We start from the raw sequence: 18,280 nt of genomic DNA, 5'->3' as shown, positions 1-18,280 counted from the left end.
AACTGTGGGAGCGAGCTTGCTCGCGATGGCGGTGTGTCAGTCAACATCAATGCTGAATGTCATGCCGCTATCGCGAGCAAGCTCGCTCCCACATTGTGATTGGGGGTTATAGGAGGTTGGGGGTGGGCACCGGATCGATCTGCGCCCAATGCGAGGTGTCTTCGCGATGGGCCTGCAAATACGGCAACACCGCCGCCAGCAGCGGTGCCTTGAACGCTTCCTGAAATCGATGCGCCAACCCCGGAATCAGCTTCAACTGACTGCCACGAATATGCGCCGCCAGATGGACGCCATGCATCACCGGCAACAGCGGATCCGCCGTGCCGTGAACCACCAGCGTCGGCACGCGCAACTGATTAAGCAGCGCCACACGACTGCGCTCGGCGAGGATCGCCATGATCTGGCGCTTCACGCCCTCCGGGTTGAACGCCCGGTCATAGGACAACGCCGCCTGATGCAGCAACGCTTGCCGATCATCACTGACGGTCGGGCTGCCCAGCGCTGCCAGCAAATCGGCCTGCTGTTCCAGCGCCACTTCGCGATTCGGCGCGCTGCGCCGCGACAACAACTGCACCAACGCCGCACTCGGCGCCGGCAAGCCTTCGGCCCCGGAACTGGTCATGATCAGGGTCAGGCTCTCGACCCGTTGCGGCGCCATCGCCGCCATGTGCTGGGCAATCATCCCGCCCATGCTCGCGCCCAAGACGTGAAACTGCTCAACCTTCAACGCATCCATCAGGCCAAAGGCATCGTCGGCCATGTCGGTCAGGGTATACGGCGCGGACACCGGCAAACCGAGTTTGTAGCGCAGCACTTCGAAGGTCAGGTTGGCGTCGACGGGCGCTTGCCGCCAGGTCGAGAGGCCGACGTCGCGATTGTCATAACGAATCACCCGAAAACCCTGCTGACACAGAGCGACCACCACCTCGTCCGGCCAGTGAATCAACTGCCCGCCCAGCCCCATCACCAGCAACAACGCCGGGTCGGACGCACGGCCGATGCTCTGGTACGCCAGGCTCACCTGCGCCAGATCGGCGTGTTGGGTGGGAACATTGATATCGCAACGAGACGCCGCCAAGGACGGCAGGCCAAACAACAGCAAGGCCAGAAAAATGAATGCACGCATGAAAAACACCGAAACGCAGAACCCCAGTAGAGCGCGAGTCTGATGAAGTTTGATCAAGCGCGCTGCCACAGTTACGTGACAGTTTGATGAAGATTGCCGAGCGGTCGTATTGAAGACCGAGTCGCCTGTTTCGCGAGCAAGCCCGCTCCCACAGGATTGATGTCGTACACAACCTCTGTGATCGACATAAATCCACTGTGGGAGCGGGCTTGCTCGCGAAGGCGTCAGAACAGGCGCCGCTAGGCTTAAGCCAACTGACTGCGCAACTGCCGCGCCGCCGCGACCATGTTGACCAACGCCGCCTCTGTCTCCGGCCACGCCCGGGTTTTCAGCCCGCAATCCGGGTTCACCCACAACCGCTCCGCCGGGATGCGCTTCACGGCTTTGCTCATCAACTTGACCATCTCGGCGGTGTCCGGCACCCGTGGCGAATGGATGTCGTAGACGCCGGGGCCGATGTCGTTCGGGTAGTCGAACGCTTCGAAGGCTTCCAGCAATTCCATGTCCGAGCGCGAGGTTTCGATGGTGATCACGTCGGCATCCATCGCCGCGATGGACTCGATCACGTCGTTGAATTCGCTGTAGCACATGTGGGTGTGGATCTGGGTTTCATCCCGCACACCGGAGGCGCTCAAGCGGAAGGCTTCCACCGCCCAGTCCAGGTATTCCTGCCATTGCGCCCGGCGCAGCGGCAAGCCTTCGCGGAACGCGGCTTCGTCGATCTGCACGATCTTGATGCCGGCGTTTTCCAGGTCCACCACTTCATCACGCAGGGCCAACGCCAACTGCTGCGCCTGGATTTTGCGCGAGACGTCTTCGCGCGGGAACGACCACATCAGCATGGTCACGGGACCGGTGAGCATGCCTTTCATGACTTTGTCGGTCAGGCTCTGTGCGTAGGTGATCCAGTCGACGGTCATGGCGGTCGGACGGCTCAGGTCGCCGTAGATGATCGCCGGTTTGACGCAGCGCGAACCGTAGCTCTGCACCCAGCCGAAACGGGTGAACAGGTAGCCGTCCAGTTGTTCGGCGAAGTACTCGACCATATCGTTGCGCTCGGCTTCACCGTGCACCAGCACGTCCAGGCCCAGGCGTTCCTGGACTTGTACCGCGTGACGGATTTCGCTGTGCATGGCGTCGGTGTAATCGTTGGCCGACAGCTTGCCTTGCTTGAACGCCTGGCGTGCCAGACGGATCGAACCGGTCTGCGGGAACGAGCCGATGGTGGTGGTCGGGAATGCCGGCAGTTTCAGCCGAGCGCGCTGCTGCTCGATGCGCTTGGCGAACGGCGAGTGACGTTGGCTGTCTGCTGCGCTGATGGCGTTGATGCGCGCCTGCACGTGGGCTTTATGGATACGCGGCGACTCGGCGCGGCTCGCCTGAATCGCTCGGCTCTGGGCCAAAGCCGCTTGCACCTTGGGCGATTGCGGGTCGTTCAGGGCATCGCGCAGCACGGCGATTTCACCGCACTTCTGTACGGCGAAGGCTAGCCAGCTTTTCAGTTCCGGATCGAGTTTGTCTTCGCGTTCCAGGTCCACCGGGCTGTGCAGCAACGAGCAGGAACTGCTGACCCACAAGTTGTCGCCAAAGCGCTCTTGCGCCGGCTGCAGTTGCGCGAGGACTTGTTCCAGTTCGCAACGCCAGACGTTGCGGCCGTTGACCAGGCCCACCGAAAGAATCTTGTAGGTCGGCAGACGGTCCAGCACCTGGCCGAGTTGATCCGGCGCCCGCACCGCGTCGATATGCAGGCCCTGCACCGGCAGGCCGACGGCCAGGCCGAGATTGTCTTCCAGACCACTGAAGTAGGTCGCCACGAGCTTTTTCAGCGGCGAGTATTGAAGGATGTGGTAAGCGCGTTCGAAGGCGTTTTTCCAGGCTTGTGGCAGGTCGAGGGTCAAGATCGGTTCGTCGATCTGCACCCACTCCACGCCTTGAGCGGCGAGGCGGCCGAGGATTTCACCGTAGATCGGCAGCAGGCGCTCCAGCAGGTCGAGCTTGTCGAAGTCGTTGCCTTTGGCTTTGCCCAGCCACAGGTAAGTCAGCGGGCCGATGATGACGGGTTTGACGTTGTGGCCGAGGGCCTTGGCTTCGTCGACTTCGTCGAACAACTGTTCCCAACTCAGCTTGAATTGCTGGTCAGCTTTGAATTCCGGGACCAGGTAGTGGTAGTTGGTGTCGAACCACTTGGTCAGCTCCTGGGCATACTGGGCCTGGGTGTGTTCACCACCGCAGCAGGCCGCCGTGGCGCCACGGGCCATGGCGAACAGAGTGTCGAGGGTCGGCAGGCCGCGCGAGTCCTTGGCGCTGTCGAAACGCTCTGGGATCACCCCGAAGGTCAGGGAATGGGTCAGCACCTGGTCGTACCAGGCGAAGTCGCCGACGGGCAGCAGGTCGATACCGGCGTCTTTCTGCAACTGCCAGTGGGTGGCGCGCAGTTGGCGGCCGACGCTTTTCAGCGCGTCCTGATCGAGGTCGCCCTTCCAGTAGGATTCGAGGGCTTTTTTCAGTTCGCGGTCAGCGCCGATGCGTGGAAAACCAAGTGTGTGGGCCAGAGCCATGTTGAATTCTCTCTATAAAAGAAACTGTAAAACATGGCGCTATTGTCGACAGCCAGCCCAACATGAGACAAACTCAACCTTTTCGTGTTCATCACAAGTTTTCCTCATGGAGCCCCCGGTGCTTGAAATCCGTCACCTGAAGACCCTGCACGCCTTGCGCGAAGCCGACAGCCTGGTCGATGCCGCCGACCGTCTGCACCTGACCCAGTCGGCCCTGTCCCACCAGTTCAAGGAACTGGAGGAGCGCATGGGCATGCCCTTGTTCGTGCGCAAGACCAAACCGGTGCGTTTCACCAGCGCCGGTTTGCGCCTGCTGCAACTGGCCGACGCGACCCTGCCGCTGCTGCGCGGTGCCGAGCGTGACATCGCGCGTTTGGCGGGCGGCACGGCGGGCCGTTTGCACATGGCAATCGAGTGCCACAGTTGCTTCCAGTGGCTGATGCCGACCATCGACCAATTCCGCGATGCCTGGCCGGAAGTCGAACTGGACCTGGCTTCGGGCTTCTCCTTCGCACCGCTGCCGGCGCTGGCCCGTGGTGATCTGGATTTGGTGGTGACCTCCGATCCGCTGGAATTGGCCGGGATCACCTACGTGCCGTTGTTCACGTATGAGGCGATGCTCGCGGTGGCCAACCAGCACCGTTTGGCGAGCAAAGCCTACATCGTGCCGGAAGACCTGCTCACGGAAACGCTGATCACCTACCCGGTGGAACGCGATCGGCTGGACATCTTCACCCGTTTCCTCGAACCGGCCGACAGCGAACCGGCCCAGGTCCGCACCTCGGAACTGACGGTAATGATGATGCAATTGGTCGCCAGCGGACGCGGCGTGTGCGGCATGCCCCATTGGGCGCTGCATGAATACAGCTCACGGGGTTACGTGAAGGCCAAGCGGCTCGGCGAGAAAGGATTGTTTGCGACGCTGTACGCGGGGATTCGCGCGGACATGCTGGATGCACCGTACATGCGCGATTTCTTGCTGACGGCCAAGGACACGTCGTTCTCGACACTCGACGGCGTCAGTGCCGTTCGCTGAAGGATCACTGAAATACAACCCTTGTGGCGAGGGAGCTTGCTCCCGTTGGGCCGCGAATCGGCCCCAAAATCAGCGACCTCATTCCCTCGGTTACACCGCATAGACTCAGTTTACGACTGCTGCGCAGCCGAACGGGAGCAAGCTCCCTCGCCACAAAAACTCTTAACCTTCAGGATTCGGGTTGAGCTCACGCCACATGTGGATTTTGTCGAAGTAGTCTTCGCCGACGCGCACTGCCATGGGTTCGAGGCCGAACTGTACGAAGCCGCAACGCTGGTACAGGTTGAACGCCGCCTCATTGCCGGCGGTGACGGTCAGCTGAATCAGCCGCAGGCCTTTATGGTTCTGCGCTTCATCCAGCGCGGCTTGCACCAGTTGCTGGCCCAACCCTCGCTGCCGGACTTTGCCGGACACGTACATGCCAAACAGCGTCGCCTTGTGCCGGGCCTTTTCCCGGGATTCGAAGGCCAGGCCGACGATGCCCGCCAACTTGCCTTCCTCGAACGCCCCGAGCACCACATCCAGTTTGCTGGTCAGGCGCGATTCCCACCAACTCAGCGGCATCGCCGCACGCTCGCGCACACTCGAGGTGAAGGCCTGCGGGTGCAGGTCGTAGGCTTCGAGCATCAGCGCCCGATAATCCAGCGCATGGCTGGCATCCAGTCGTTCAATCCACATGATCAAGCCGTCCGACGTTGTTCAAGCATCAGCCGCACCGCCAGCGCTGACAGAACAAATCCCATGAAATAGCGCTGCACCGCCAGCCAGGTGGGGTTGTTGACGAACCACGACGCGATGCCCGCCGCGAAGATCGCGATCAGCAGGTTGACGCAAAAACTGACGCTGATCTGGGTCAGGCCCAGCACGATGCTTTGGGTAAACACCGAACCGTGCTCAGGCGTGATGAATTGCGGAAACACCGACAGGTAAAACACCGCGATCTTCGGGTTCAGGGCGCTGGTGAGGAAACCCATGGTGATCAGTTTGCGCGACGAGTCCGGCGGCAACTGCTGTGCTTCGAAGGGTGAACGGGCGCCGGGTTTGACCGCCTGCCAGGCGAGCCACAACAGATACAGCGCGCCGGCCCATTTCAGCACTTCGTAGGCCAACGGCACGGCCAGAAACACAGCGGTCAAACCGGCCGCAGCGGCGAACAAATGCACGAAAAACCCCGCGACCACGCCGAGCAACGAAGTCACACCGGCCCTGCGCCCCTGGCAGATCGAGCGGGAGATCAGGTAGATCATGTTCGGCCCCGGCGTCAGCACCATCAGCAACGCGGCGGCGGCGAAAATCAGCAAGTCTTGAAGCGGGATCATGGGGGCAGTCCTAGTCCGGGAATGATCAGGCGGTCGCGGTCAGCGAAGCTCGATAAAACGGCAGGATCAAGTCCCGTGTCAATGGCGCCAGCGTGAGATCGCCGTCGGTGGCCGGATCGATCCAGCGCACCTCTTCAATCTCCGCTGCGGGCGAGACGTCTGAATCGATGGTCAGCTGAAAGAGTTCAGCCTGTACGACAAACCCCGGCTCGTTGGCCGCCGGTGCCGAGAAGGGCCCCAGGTAGGTGGCGTGCGCGGGGTCAATGACCAGCCCGAGCTCTTCTTCCAGTTCACGGGCCAGGGCGTGAACCGGTTGTTCATGAGCCTCGATCTTGCCGCCGGGTTGCATGAAGGCTTCTGTCCCGCGTTTGCGGACCAATAGCGTGCGACCGTCAGGGCCGATCAGCAGAGCGGCGGCGATGCGGATGATGCGGGGGCAAGTGGCGGTGGCAAAGGTCATGGATCTGAATGGGCCTTGGGTGAAAGGCGCAAAGGATCACATGGGTGCGGGCTCTGCGTCACCCCGAAATAATCTCTGCACGGCACTGACCCCTCTGTGGGAGCGTGGCTTGCCCGCGATTCAGGCACCGCGGTCTATCAGGCACTCCGCGTCATCGTTCATTGCGGGCAAGCCACGCTCCCACAGGGATCAGGGCAGCGGCTGGACAACCTCTAGCGGCTCGAGAATCGCGGCTTCTACCTCCTCCGGCACTTTCACAAAAACGCTGTATTTCGCCCCTTCCATCGCCTCGAACGCGATCAGTTTCTCCACCAGCGGCCCGCTCAGCACCTTGCCTGCATTGAGCAGCAGCATGCCGTTATCCGCATTGAGGTTGTGCGCCAGAATCATGCCGGCCGCCAGGTCCCGGGTGGTCAGAACCTTGACCGTCGGATCGGCCAGCGACACATCGCTCAGGTAGGCGGCGCAGACCTGAATGAAGTCCTCCACCAGATCAGGATCGTAGAGACGACCGGCGTACTGGCGGATGTAGACAAGGGCTTCATCGCTGTTCATCTGGCGCTCAAGGATCAGCCCACGCTGCAACTCGATGAAATCCACCGCCAGTTTCAGCCACCTCGAGCCGAGCGGAATCGCCTCGCCCTTGAGCCGGTCGGGGAAACCGGTGCCATCCCAGCGTTCCTGATGGTGAAGGATCAGGCGCGCCGCATCCTTCATCGGATCGAGGGTCATCAGCAACGATTCGCTCTGCTTCGGATAACCGCGATAGCGTTCCTGATCGTTGTGGTGCAGCAAATCCGCAGGCGCGGTCATCATGCTGTCGGTCCAGCTCAGCTTGCCGATGTTGTAAAGCGCCGCGGCCATGGTCAGGTCGCGGGTACTGCCCTCGTCCAGGCCATGAAGTTTGCAGTACACCCGCACCAGTTCGATGATCTGCCGGTTCGTCTGCTTGGCCGGCGGCAAACGCAGGTTGGCCAGCAGCGAGAACACCTCGGTGCCGGTGACATAGCTGTGTTTGAGCTCTTCATAAGCCAGGTCGAGCATGTCAGCAGTCTGCTGCAGCTCTGAGGTGCGGGACGCGACGTGTTTTTCCAGAATCGCGTTGAGCAACTTCAATTCTTCGTTCCGGTCCCAGGTCTCCTGCACCAGACGCAGGCGCTCGCGCTCGGAATGCTGGTAGGCGAGGGATTGTCGCAGCGTCAGCAGCAATTCCTCATCGTGCCAGGGTTTGCTGATGTAACGGTCAATCTGCCCCTCGTTGATCGCTTTGACGATCATCGTCAGGTCGGCATAACCGGTCAGCAAAATACGCAGCGTGGCGGGATGGCGCTGGTGAATGTGCGCCAGCAGCGTGGCGCCGTCCATATTGGGCATGCGCGCATCGCTCATCACCAGGTCGACGGGCTGTTTCGCCATGATATCGAGGGCCTGGGCACCGCTGGTGGCCAGCAGCACATCGTAGGGCTGGCCGCGCAAGAGCCGGCGCAGACTGTTGAGGATCGATTCCTCATCGTCGACCAGCAGAATCGTGGATTTACAGGTGAAGGTCGTGGGGAGTTGCTCTTCCATGGCATTACCTCAAGCGAAACGGGCGTTGTTGCGTCAGTCGTCCGCCAGAAAGCTCCGTTTCTGGCCTTGCCTGAGCTACAGGCTAGATGATTTCCAGCCAGGCCCCTGAAAATGATTCGCTTCAGTCGACCGGGCGAAGTGCCGCACGGACGACTATGCTCAGTTCACTCGGATCCATTATCTATACCGCTTGGCCACGTGATCAGGGAAAGGATGCCCCTATGAGCACACCGCACCACACTGCCACCGCTCCCGGCGTATGCCTATGAATACGCTGCTGGCACGAACCAACCGTCGGATACTTATCGTCGACGACACCGCGTCTATTCATGCGGACTTCATCAAGATCCTCAGCCCGCCATCGACCGAAGATGACGAGCTGATCAGCGCCGAAAAAGCCCTGTTCGGGATGCAAGCGACGGCAACACTGCAAAGTTTCATGCTCGATTCGGCCTTTCAGGGCCTTGAAGCGCTGGACAAGGTCGAGCGAGCGCTGGCCAACGACCTGCCCTACGCGATGGCCTTTATCGACATGCGCATGCCACCGGGCTGGGACGGTCTGGAAACCATCGAACGGCTGTGGCAGGTCGATCCCAAGCTGCAAGTGGCGCTGTGCACCGCTTATTCCGACTATTCCTGGGAAGACATCGATGAACGCCTGGAACTGGGCGATCGCCTGCTGATCCTGAAAAAACCGTTTGATGCCATCGAAATCCGTCAGCTGGCCAGCGCCCTGACCGCCAAATGGCAGATGACCGAAGACGCCGAGCTGAAGATGTCGCTGCTGGAACAGGCCGTCGAAGAACGCACCCGGGAGCTGTCCGACGCCAACATCATCGTGCAGAACAGCCCGACCATTCTGTATCGCCTGCGGGGCGAACCGTCGTTTCCGCTGATGTACATCTCCCATAACATCACCAAATACGGTCACGTCGCGGCGAACCTGGTGGCGTCGGCCAACTGGGCCCAGGAGTTGATCCATCCCGACGATCAATCGAAGGTCGACACCGCCATGGCCCAGGTGCTGGACCGTCATGCAGCGGGTGCCTCCATCGAGTTCCGCATGCGCACCGGCGATGGTGCCTGGCGCTGGGTCGAGAACCGCTACATCCCGGTGCGTGACGACGAAGGACGCCTGCTGGAGGTCGAAGGCATCATCATCGATGTCACGGAACGCAAGGTCGCCGAGGAGAAAATCGCCCTGCTGGCCCGCACCGACGGGCTGACGGGGCTGGCCAACCGTGCCACCTTGATCGAGCGCTTGCACCAGGCGTTCGCCGCCGCGCGTCGAGGCGCTACTCCGTTCGCGATGTTCTACCTGGACCTCGATCACTTCAAACGGATCAACGATACCCTCGGTCATCCGGTGGGCGACCTGCTGCTGCAGGAAGTGGCCCGGCGCATCAAAGCCTGTGTGCGCGAAAACGACGTGGTCGCCCGCCTCGGCGGCGACGAGTTCGCCATCCTGCAACTGGACGTCAGCGACCCGACCCAGTCTGCGTCATTGGCCGGCAAGGTCCGCGATACGCTGGTGCTGCCCTACTCCCTGGGCGGCAATGATGTGCGCGTTTCGGTCAGCATCGGCATCAGCAGCTATTCGCCGCTCATCACCAGCGCCGACGGCCTGCTGAGCCAGGCCGACATGGCGCTCTATCGCTCCAAGGAAAAGGGCCGCAACCAGTATCACTTCCACTCCGAGGAGATCAATCAGGAGGTGGTCGAGCGCATGACCATCGCCAGCGAACTGCGTGCGGCCCTCGACCATGAAGAACTTGAGCTCAATTACTGGCCGGAAGTTGACCTGAGCAGCGGCAAGATCCTCGGCATGGAAGCCCAAGTCAGCTGGAACCACCCCCAGCGCGGTTTGCTGGAAGCGCCGGCGTTCCTGCCGGCCGCGGAAAAAACCGGCGCCATTATCCCCCTCGGTCACTGGGTGCTGGATCGTGCCTGCCAGCAAATGCGCCAGTGGCGCGACGAAGGCGTGGCGCCCCCGGTGATAGCCATCAAGCTGTCCCTGGCCCAGTTGAAAAGCGGACCCGAGCTGATCTATGACGTACTGCGCACCACCGCGCGCTGGGAGTTGTGCGCCTGGGACCTGCGCTTCGATGTCACCGAAGCGACCCTGGCCCAGACCAAATGGACCCACAACGACGTGCTGCCGCGCCTGCGGGAGCTGGGAGTAAAGATCGCCATCGACGACTTCGGCACCGAATACTCCTCGTTCGACTACCTCAAGACGTACCAGGTCAATCACCTGAAACTCGCCCAGGCCTTCATCGACACCGCTGCCCGCGACCCGGCGAGTGCCAACACGTTGCGCGCAATCATCAACTTCGCTCGCGAAGTAGGGATCGGAATCATCGCCGAAGGTGTCGAAACCCAAGAACAGCGTAGTTCGCTGATGGCCACAGGCTCGCCAATGAACGCACAGGGTTACTTTTTCAGTAAAGCGGTCAGCAGCCAACAAGCCGCCCAGTTGCTCAGAGCCGGCAGCATCGTGCCCCCGAGCCATCACTCCGGCCCCCTGGACAATCCGCACGCCACGGAGGGCAAAGAATGAAAGCTCCGTCCGTCCAGACCAACCGGCGCATCCTGATCATCGACGACACACCCTCGATCCATCAGGACTTTCGCAAGATTCTCGGCCCCGATACCGAAAGTGAGCAAAGCCTTGCCGGTACTGAAGAAGCGCTGTTCGGCACGCAACAGGCAGCTCGGCTCACCTTCCAGCTCGATTCCGCCTACCAGGGCCAGGAAGCCCTGGAAATGGTCAAGCGGGCCCAGGACGAAGGGCGTCCCTATGCCGTGGCGTTCACCGACATGCGCATGCCGCCGGGCTGGGACGGGCTGGAAACCATCGAACAGCTCTGGAAGATCGACCCGCACCTGCAAATCGCGCTGTGCACCGCCTATTCGGATTACAGCTGGGAGGACATGGCTGAACGGCTGGAGTTCGGCGACCAGTTGCTGGTGTTGAAAAAACCCTTCGACAGTCTGGAAATCCGCCAGATGGCCAGCGCCCTGACCTGGAAATGGCAGATGACCCAGGACGCGGAGACGAAAGTGCAGAGCCTGGAGGAAACCATCGAGGCGCGGGTCCACGAACTGCTCAAGGTGTCTCACCTGTTGCAATACGACGTCTTGACCGAACTGCCCAACAGCACGCTGCTCGGTGATCGGCTGAACCAGTCCCTGGCATTGTCCCGCCGCCATGACAAGCAACTGGCGGTGATGTTCCTGGGCCTTGATCGCTTCAAGCGCATCAACAATGCCCTGGGCCATCCGGCCGGTGACGAGATGCTCAAACGGGTCGGGCGTAGCCTGGTGTCCACGGTGCGCGAATCCGATTCGGTGTTTCGCTACGGTTCTGATGAGTTCGTGGTGATCCTCGCTGATATCCGCCATCCCCAGCAGACCAAAGGCATCGCCGAAAAACTCTTGAACGCCATTGGCACGACCCAGCACATCGCCGGCCATGACCTGAGCGTAACCGCCAGCCTGGGCATCAGCATCTACCCCGATGATGGCTTCGATGCGATCGCGCTGATCAAGAAAGCCGAAAACGCGATGCGCCACGTCAAGGAAAGCGGCCCCAACGACTTCCGCTTTTTCATTGAAGAAATGAACCAGCGCGCCCGGGACCAGCAGACCATCGAGTCGGGTATTCGCCTGGCCCTGGAGCGCGACGAATTTGTCCTGCATTACCAGCCCAAGCTCGACCTGGGTACCGGTGAAGTGGTCGGCGCAGAGGCCTTGATTCGCTGGCTGAAACCGGGGTATGGCTGGGTCTACCCGTCGGACTTCATTGGCGTGGCCGAAGACAGCGGCTTGATCGTACCGTTGAGCAAATGGGTGCTGGCCCAGGCCTGTCGACAAGCCTGCGCCTGGCAGGCGGCGGGACTGCCGAGGCTGTGCATGTCGGTGAATGTGTCAGCCATCGACTTTCGCCAACGAGGCTTTGTCGAAGGCATTGAACAGGTCCTCGAACAAACCGGTCTGGACCCGTCATTGCTCGAACTGGAAATCACCGAAGGCGTGCTGATGCAGAACGTCGATGCCACCGTCACCGCCCTGAAGCAGATCAAGGCACTGGGGGTGCGGTTGGCCATCGACGACTTTGGCACCGGTTATTCCAGCCTGAGTTACCTGCGACGTTTTCCCATCGATGTGCTGAAAATCGACCAGTCGTTCATTCGCGGCCTGAGCCGTGACAGCAATGACGCAGCCCTGGTCAGCGCCATCATCAGCCTGGGCAAGAGCCTCAAGCTGACCATCATTGCCGAAGGGGTGGAAACCCTCGAACAGCTGGATTTTCTCAAGGCCCATCAGTGCGAGGAAGGCCAGGGTTACTACTTCAGCAAAGCCGTGGCACCGGACGCCTTTGTGCAGTACCTGACGTCGGTGAAATCCCCTCCCCCTGCAGCCACATGATCGATATGCAGCGACACGCGGGCTATCAGCCAAGGAATTACAAGATGTCGCCACTTCTCCGCCGCCTGTTTCTGATGCCTCTGCTCGGGCTGTGCCTGACGGCCAGCGGCGCGCCACTGGACGAGCCGCTCAAACCGCTGCCGGCCGTCCCGCAGCAAAACCCACTGCGTGTCGAACTCGGTCGCCAGTTGTTCAATGAACCACGCTTGTCGGTCAACAACAGCCTGTCCTGCGCCAGTTGCCATCACCTGGCAATCGGTGGCGCTGATAACAAGACCTTTTCCATTGGCTTCAACGGACTGCCAGTCGCCATCAACACCCCCAGCGTGTTCAACGCCAGCCTGAACTTCCGGCAATTCTGGAACGGCCGCGCCGACACACTGGAAACCCAGGTCCACACCGTGGTGCAAAGCCCTAGTGAAATGGGCAGCAACTGGGAACACGTGGTGCAGACGTTGTCCGCCGATCCGGCTTATCAAACCTCGTTCGGCAACGCTTATCCGGACGGAGTGACCATGAATAATGTGCAAAACGCCCTGGCGACCTACGAGCGCACATTGATCAGTGCCAACTCGCGTTTTGACCAATACCTTCAGGGCGATACCGACATTCTCACCCGCGAGGAGAAGTACGGTTACCAACGCTTCAAGGATTACGGCTGTATCGCCTGCCATCAGGGGATCAATATCGGCGGCAACATGTTCCAGAAATTCGGGGTGATGGGCGATTACTTCAAGACCCGAGGCAACCCGACCGAAACTGACCTGGGCCGCTATCTGGTAACCAAAGACGAAGAGGACCGCTACGTGTTCAAGGTCCCGAGCCTGAGGAACGTTGCCGTGACCGCGCCGTACTTTCACGACGGTTCGGCCAAAACCCTCGAAGACGCGGTGGACGTGATGTTCACGTTTCAGCTGGGGCGCATCCCCTCCGACGAAGACAAGGTGCTGATTATCAAATTCCTCAAGACCCTGACCGGCGAATGGGAGGGCAAACCGTTATGAAAATGTCCCGCCGACGCAGTTTGGCGCTCCTCGGTATCGTGGCGGTGATACTGGCCTCGATACTGCTGTTTCTGTACCTCAAATCCAGCTCGAACCAGACGTCGATCTACACCGAATCCCGGGATCTGATCCGGCAGATGAAGCAGCTGAACGCCCAATGGGAAACCGAGATCCTCAAAGCGCGGATTGCCATCACTCATAACTATGATCCCTTGGTCTCGCCGCTGACCGAGATGACCCGACTGTGGGAGCAGTTCCGGGCACTGGAAACCACTCATGATCGCGGCACGTCTGTGTGGCAAGCGAGTCATGAGGCTTATTTGACGGCAATCACGGAAAAGACCCGATTGGTGGAACAGTTCAAGTCCCATAACGCCGTGCTGCGCAACTCTCTGGCCTTTCTGCCCACCGCCGAAGACGATATACAGGGCCAGTTGGCGGCCCTGCCGGACGAAAATAAACTGCAGGTGCAAAACATCGCCACCGACACCTATGACCTGTTGCTCAGCAGCCTGGAATTCGCCCAGATCACCTCCGACGACAAGGCCGCTGACATATTGCTCGGCCTGAACAAAATGAGGGTCAACAGCCAGCGGTTGCCGGAGCAGTTTCACAGTCCGATCACGATTCTGAGCAATCACATCGAGCTGATCCTGCGCGAGCAGCCAGTGGTCAACCGGTTGCTGGATAACATCGCCGCCATCCCGGTTGCCGAGCGTCTGGATGACATTACCGCCCAACTCAATGACGATCAAAAGCGTACCGACGCCGTCGACCAGCGTTATCACTTTTACATGCTGGTGTTTTCCGTGCTGTTGGTGTTGTTGCTGGTGTACCTGGCGATTCACTTGATGCGCAGTTTCACGGTCATCAATCGCGTCAACAAAGCCCTGAAAACCGCCAATGACGATCTTGAACAACGGGTCGAAGAACGTACCCGCGAGCTCAAGGATACCCAGAGCGAACTGCTGGACACCGCGCGTCAGGCCGGCATGGCGGAAATCGCCACCAATGTGCTGCACAACGTCGGCAACGTGCTCAACAGCGTGAACATCTCCGCTGACCTGGTCAGCCGAAAACTGCGCAGCAGCAAGGCCCAGGGGCTGGGCAAGGCGATGCAGCTGATCAACGAACATCAGGGCGATCTGGGCACTTTTCTGACCCTGGACGAGAAAGGCAAGTTGCTGCCCGGTTACCTGAATCAACTGGTCGACGCCATCGCGCTCGAACAACAAAGCATGACCGACGAACTCGCCCAACTGACCAAAAGCGTCGACCACATCAAGGACATCGTCGCCACCCAGCAGTCTTACGCCGGCGCCAACAGCCTGATGGAACCGCTGCACATCAGCGAACTGCTGGAAGACGCCCTGCGCATGAACTCCGGCGCCCTGACCCGGCACCACGTCACGGTGGTCAAGGAGTACAACGAAGTGCCACAGGTCATGGGCGACAAGCACCGGTTGCTGCTGATCCTGATCAACCTCATCAGCAATGCCAAATACGCCATGTCCGACCTCAGCAATCGTCCACGACAAATGACCCTGGGGGTGAAAATCGTTGAAGACGACACCCTGCAAATCAGCGTCAAGGATGATGGCGAAGGCATCGCGCCGGAGAACATGACGCGCATCTTTGCCCACGGTTTTACCACTCGTAAGGAAGGCCACGGTTTTGGTCTGCACAGCTGCGCACTCGCGGCTATAGAAATGAACGGCCATCTCAGCGCCCACAGCGACGGACCCGGCAAGGGCGCGCAGTTCACCTTGCAGATCCCGCTGAAGACCGTCCCGGAGGAGGCATGAGTGGGCATTCGAACCGACGCATTCTGCTGATCGATGACACGCCGTCGATTCACGACGACTTTCGCAAGATCCTCACCCCGGGTTCGCTGCAGCACGTCGAACTGGACGAGATGGAAGCCACGCTGTTTGGCAGTGAAATCAAAGCCACCACTGCGCTGTTCGAACTGGATTCAGCGTATGGCGGCCAGGAAGGTCTGGGCAAACTCACTCAGGCCTTGCAGGAAAGCCGCCCCTACGCACTCGCGTTCGTCGACATGCGCATGCCTGAAGGCTGGGATGGCGCACAAACCATCGAGCATCTGTGGCAGGAAGACCCGCGCCTGCAAGTGGTGGTGTGTACCGCGTACTCCGACTACTCCTGGGATGAACTGCTGGACCGGCTGCAAGCCCATGATCGTTTGCTGATACTGAAAAAACCGTTCGACAACATCGAAGTCCAGCAGATGGCCAACACCCTGCTGACCAAATGGGAGATGACCGAGCGCGCCTTTGTGCAGATGAGCCACCTGGAGCATCTGGTGGACCAGCGCACCACGGAGTTCAAAAAGGCCAGCGAGGCGTTGCAGCGGGAGATCGACGAGCGCAAACAGCTTGAATCGCAACTGGTGCAATCGGAAAAACTCGCTTCCCTGGGGCAATTGGCCGCCGGGGTCGCCCACGAAATCAACAACCCCATCGGCTTCATTTCCTCCAACCTTGGCAGTCTTGATGGCTACTTCAAGCAACTGCAGGAAATGCTCGACGGCTATCGCGAGGCCGAAGAGGCGATTGCTTCAAATGAGGTGATCGAACGGCTTGGGCAGTTACGGGAACGGATTGAACTGGAGTTTCTGCGCGAGGACATTCCATTGCTGATCAAGGAATCCAAGGAGGGCATCAACCGGGTCGGGCAGATCGTCAAGGACCTGAAAGACTTCTCCCGGGTGGATTCCAACCAGGAATGGCAGTGGACCAATCTGCAACAGGGCATCGAATCGACCTTGAACATCGTCGCCAATGAACTCAAGTACAAGGCCGATGTGGTGAAGGCGTATCAGCCATTGCCCGACATCGAGTGCCTGCCGTCGCAAATCAACCAGGTGATCATGAACCTGATCGTCAACGCGTCCCAGGCGATGGGCCCGCAGCGCGGCACCATTACCCTGCGCACCGGGGTTGAAGGAGAATCGGTGTGGATCGAAGTGGCCGACACCGGCTCCGGTATTGCGCCGGACTACCTGCAGAAAATCTTCGACCCGTTCTTCACCACCAAACCAGTGGGCCAGGGGACAGGGCTTGGGTTGTCCCTGTCTTATGGCATCGTGAAGAAGCACCGGGGGGATATTTTTGTGCGCAGTGAGGTGGGTGTGGGCACTACGTTCCGAGTCGAGTTGCCTGTGCACCAAACACACTCAGCGGCCTGAACACAATCCAAATGTGGGATCGAGCCTGCTCGCTCCCACAGGGTTCCTCACTGGTCCGGGAGGTTATGTGGCCTCCTGGAAATCCATCTCCGGTGGCTGGCGGCGGAAACCACCGGTCAGCACCGCCAGGTACACCACGCCAATCGCCAGCCAGCTCAGGCCCAGGTAGATTGCCAGGTGATCGAGGCTGACCATCAGCCACAAATCCGCCGCCAGGCCAATGAACGGGAACAGCAGAAACAACACAAACTCACGCGGCCCTTTCTTTTCTCCGCCGATCCAGTAATGAAAGATCACCGACAAATTCACTAGACTGAACGCCAGGAACGCGCCGAAGTTGATGAACGAGGTCGAAGTGGTGACGTCCAGTTTCAGCGCCAGCAACGCCACCACGGCGCACAACAGGATGCTGTTGACCGGTGTGCCGAAGCGCTCATGCAAGGTGCCGAAGAACGATTTCGGCAACACACCGTCGCGGCCCATGGCGAACAACAGTCGCGAACCGCTGGCCTGAGCCGACAGGCCCGAGGCGAACTGGCCGACGATCAGGCCGATCAGAAAAATCGTCACGAACAGATCGCCACCGATATTGCGGGCGATTTCATAGGCGGCCGAATCGACGCTGTCGAACTGGAACGAGGGATGGGCGATCTGCACGAAGTACGAGACGCTGACAAAGATCAGCCCACCGATCAGGGTAATCAGCATGATCGCCCGCGGAATGGTGCGACGTGGGTCGCGGGTTTCTTCAGTCAGGGTGCTGACCGCGTCGAAACCGAGGAACGAGTAACAGGCGATGGCCGCGCCGCTCATGATCAGCGGCATCTGCATGTCGCCGTTGAAGAACGGTTTGATCGACCACAACGGCGTGCTCGCATCGCCCCCGACGTAGTGAATGCACAGCGCGACGAAGGCGATCAGCACCAGAAATTGCACCAGCATCAGCAAGGCGTTGATGCCGTTGGCCAGTTTCAGGCCGACGATGTTGATCGCGCTAGTGATGCCGATGAACGCCAGCACCCAGATCCACTGCGGCACGGCCGGGAACGCTGAGTTGAGGTAGGCGGCGCCGATCAGCCAGATCGCCATGGGCAGGAACAGGTAATCGAGCAGCACCGCCCAACCGGCGATGAACCCGAGTTTCGGGCTGATGGCCTTGCGTACATAGCTGTAGGCCGAGCCGGCGACGGGGAACGCCGAGGCCATTCGCCCGTAGCTCATGGCAGTGAAAAACATCGCCACCAGCGCCGCCAGATACGCGGCCGGAACCATGCCGGCGGTGGATTGAGCGAGGATGCCAAACGTGCCGAGCACAATGATCGGCGTCATGTAGGCGATGCCGAACAGCACCACCGAACCCAATGACAGGGTGCGTTGCAAACGAGCCATGAGCGACTACTCCGAATTTATTAGATTTATGGCAGAGCCGAGTTCGGCGCTAAATTTTCGGGTGTGACTTTGTTGTTTTGGGTGATTGATCAAACTGGTGTGTTGTTTGGACTGACCTCTTCGCGGGCAAGCCCGCTCCCACAGGGATCAGAGTCGTTCGCTGAATGTGTGTCCACCGAA

13 protein-coding genes are annotated in these 18,280 nt (G+C 60.1%); 6 read left to right on the top strand and 7 right to left on the bottom strand.

Annotated features, from left to right (window positions below; genetic code table 11):
* Positions 1-106 precede the first annotated feature (106 nt).
* Both K0F88_RS06100 and metE read right to left on the bottom strand, forming a co-directional pair.
* Positions 107-1,126 carry an alpha/beta fold hydrolase gene (locus tag K0F88_RS06100; RefSeq protein WP_219094570.1) on the bottom strand — a complete coding sequence of 340 codons (1,020 nt, stop codon included), beginning with the start codon at positions 1,124-1,126 and terminating at the stop codon, positions 107-109.
* 245 nt (positions 1,127-1,371) lie between these two features.
* The gene (gene metE / locus K0F88_RS06095; RefSeq protein WP_219094569.1) at positions 1,372-3,684 is read right to left on the bottom strand and encodes a 5-methyltetrahydropteroyltriglutamate--homocysteine S-methyltransferase; all 2,313 of its coding nucleotides are present in this window, start codon (positions 3,682-3,684) and stop codon (positions 1,372-1,374) included.
* A 118-nt stretch (positions 3,685-3,802) separates the two neighbouring features.
* Here metE and metR point away from each other — a divergent pair, with 118 nt between their 5' ends.
* Positions 3,803-4,720: a transcriptional regulator MetR gene (gene metR / locus K0F88_RS06090; protein ID WP_219094568.1), complete on the top strand. Its 918-nt coding sequence runs from the start codon at positions 3,803-3,805 to the stop codon at positions 4,718-4,720.
* 162 nt (positions 4,721-4,882) lie between these two features.
* On the opposite strand, the gene K0F88_RS06085 is transcribed toward metR, so the two are convergent.
* From K0F88_RS06085 to K0F88_RS06070, 4 genes are all read right to left on the bottom strand, one after another.
* The gene (locus K0F88_RS06085; protein WP_094470863.1) at positions 4,883-5,398 is read right to left on the bottom strand and encodes a GNAT family N-acetyltransferase; all 516 of its coding nucleotides are present in this window, start codon (positions 5,396-5,398) and stop codon (positions 4,883-4,885) included.
* A 2-nt stretch (positions 5,399-5,400) separates the two neighbouring features.
* Positions 5,401-6,039, bottom strand: coding sequence for a LysE family translocator (locus K0F88_RS06080; RefSeq protein WP_094470862.1), 639 nt, complete (start codon positions 6,037-6,039; stop codon positions 5,401-5,403).
* A 25-nt stretch (positions 6,040-6,064) separates the two neighbouring features.
* Positions 6,065-6,499 carry an NUDIX domain-containing protein gene (locus K0F88_RS06075; RefSeq protein WP_094470861.1) on the bottom strand — a complete coding sequence of 145 codons (435 nt, stop codon included), beginning with the start codon at positions 6,497-6,499 and terminating at the stop codon, positions 6,065-6,067.
* 189 nt (positions 6,500-6,688) lie between these two features.
* Positions 6,689-8,068 (bottom strand): HD domain-containing phosphohydrolase, encoded by a 1,380-nt coding sequence (locus K0F88_RS06070; protein WP_219094567.1) that lies wholly within the window; start codon positions 8,066-8,068, stop codon positions 6,689-6,691.
* A gap of 259 nt (positions 8,069-8,327) precedes the next feature.
* Between K0F88_RS06070 and K0F88_RS06065 the strand changes: the two genes are divergently transcribed.
* Genes K0F88_RS06065 through K0F88_RS06045 form a run of 5 tightly spaced genes read left to right on the top strand, consistent with a single transcriptional unit; the run spans position 8,328 to position 16,711 of the window.
* A complete protein-coding gene (locus K0F88_RS06065; RefSeq protein WP_094470859.1) occupies positions 8,328-10,628 on the top strand; it encodes a bifunctional diguanylate cyclase/phosphodiesterase in 2,301 nt (766 codons plus the stop codon).
* A complete protein-coding gene (locus tag K0F88_RS06060; protein ID WP_219094566.1) occupies positions 10,625-12,499 on the top strand; it encodes a bifunctional diguanylate cyclase/phosphodiesterase in 1,875 nt (624 codons plus the stop codon). Before K0F88_RS06065 ends, K0F88_RS06060 begins: the two co-directional genes overlap by 4 nt.
* 44 nt (positions 12,500-12,543) lie before the next feature.
* Complete coding sequence (locus K0F88_RS06055; RefSeq protein WP_219094565.1) at positions 12,544-13,503, top strand: cytochrome-c peroxidase; 960 nt, start codon at positions 12,544-12,546, stop codon at positions 13,501-13,503.
* The gene (locus K0F88_RS06050; protein WP_219094564.1) at positions 13,500-15,308 is read left to right on the top strand and encodes a DAHL domain-containing protein; all 1,809 of its coding nucleotides are present in this window, start codon (positions 13,500-13,502) and stop codon (positions 15,306-15,308) included. Before K0F88_RS06055 ends, K0F88_RS06050 begins: the two co-directional genes overlap by 4 nt.
* A complete protein-coding gene (locus K0F88_RS06045) occupies positions 15,305-16,711 on the top strand; it encodes an ATP-binding protein (RefSeq protein WP_094470856.1) in 1,407 nt (468 codons plus the stop codon). The genes K0F88_RS06050 and K0F88_RS06045 overlap by 4 nt, the downstream gene beginning before the upstream one ends.
* 63 nt (positions 16,712-16,774) lie before the next feature.
* On the opposite strand, the gene K0F88_RS06040 is transcribed toward K0F88_RS06045, so the two are convergent.
* Positions 16,775-18,100, bottom strand: coding sequence for an APC family permease (locus K0F88_RS06040; protein ID WP_219094563.1), 1,326 nt, complete (start codon positions 18,098-18,100; stop codon positions 16,775-16,777).
* Between the last annotated feature and the right edge of the window lie 180 nt (positions 18,101-18,280).

The sequence above is a fragment of the Pseudomonas sp. UMAB-40 genome, assembly GCF_900095275.1.
GTDB classification, from domain to species: Bacteria; Pseudomonadota; Gammaproteobacteria; order Pseudomonadales; family Pseudomonadaceae; genus Aquipseudomonas; species Aquipseudomonas mandelii_B.
This window is presented reverse-complemented; position numbering and strand designations above follow the sequence as displayed.

Bases quoted from the DNA above. Each gene is read 5' to 3' on its own strand.
- K0F88_RS06100 (WP_219094570.1), bottom strand. From the start codon at position 1,126: ATGCGTGCATTCATTTTTCTGGCCTTGCTGTTGTTTGGCCTGCCGTCC.
- K0F88_RS06040 (WP_219094563.1), bottom strand. From the start codon at position 18,100: ATGGCTCGTTTGCAACGCACCCTGTCATTGGGTTCGGTGGTGCTGTTC.
- K0F88_RS06055 (WP_219094565.1), top strand. From the start codon at position 12,544: ATGTCGCCACTTCTCCGCCGCCTGTTTCTGATGCCTCTGCTCGGGCTG.
- K0F88_RS06060 (WP_219094566.1), top strand. From the start codon at position 10,625: ATGAAAGCTCCGTCCGTCCAGACCAACCGGCGCATCCTGATCATCGAC.
- K0F88_RS06085 (WP_094470863.1), bottom strand. From the start codon at position 5,398: ATGTGGATTGAACGACTGGATGCCAGCCATGCGCTGGATTATCGGGCG.
- metE (WP_219094569.1), bottom strand. From the start codon at position 3,684: ATGGCTCTGGCCCACACACTTGGTTTTCCACGCATCGGCGCTGACCGC.
- K0F88_RS06045 (WP_094470856.1), top strand. From the start codon at position 15,305: ATGAGTGGGCATTCGAACCGACGCATTCTGCTGATCGATGACACGCCG.
- K0F88_RS06080 (WP_094470862.1), bottom strand. From the start codon at position 6,039: ATGATCCCGCTTCAAGACTTGCTGATTTTCGCCGCCGCCGCGTTGCTG.
- K0F88_RS06050 (WP_219094564.1), top strand. From the start codon at position 13,500: ATGAAAATGTCCCGCCGACGCAGTTTGGCGCTCCTCGGTATCGTGGCG.
- K0F88_RS06070 (WP_219094567.1), bottom strand. From the start codon at position 8,068: ATGGAAGAGCAACTCCCCACGACCTTCACCTGTAAATCCACGATTCTG.
- K0F88_RS06065 (WP_094470859.1), top strand. From the start codon at position 8,328: ATGCCTATGAATACGCTGCTGGCACGAACCAACCGTCGGATACTTATC.
- K0F88_RS06075 (WP_094470861.1), bottom strand. From the start codon at position 6,499: ATGACCTTTGCCACCGCCACTTGCCCCCGCATCATCCGCATCGCCGCC.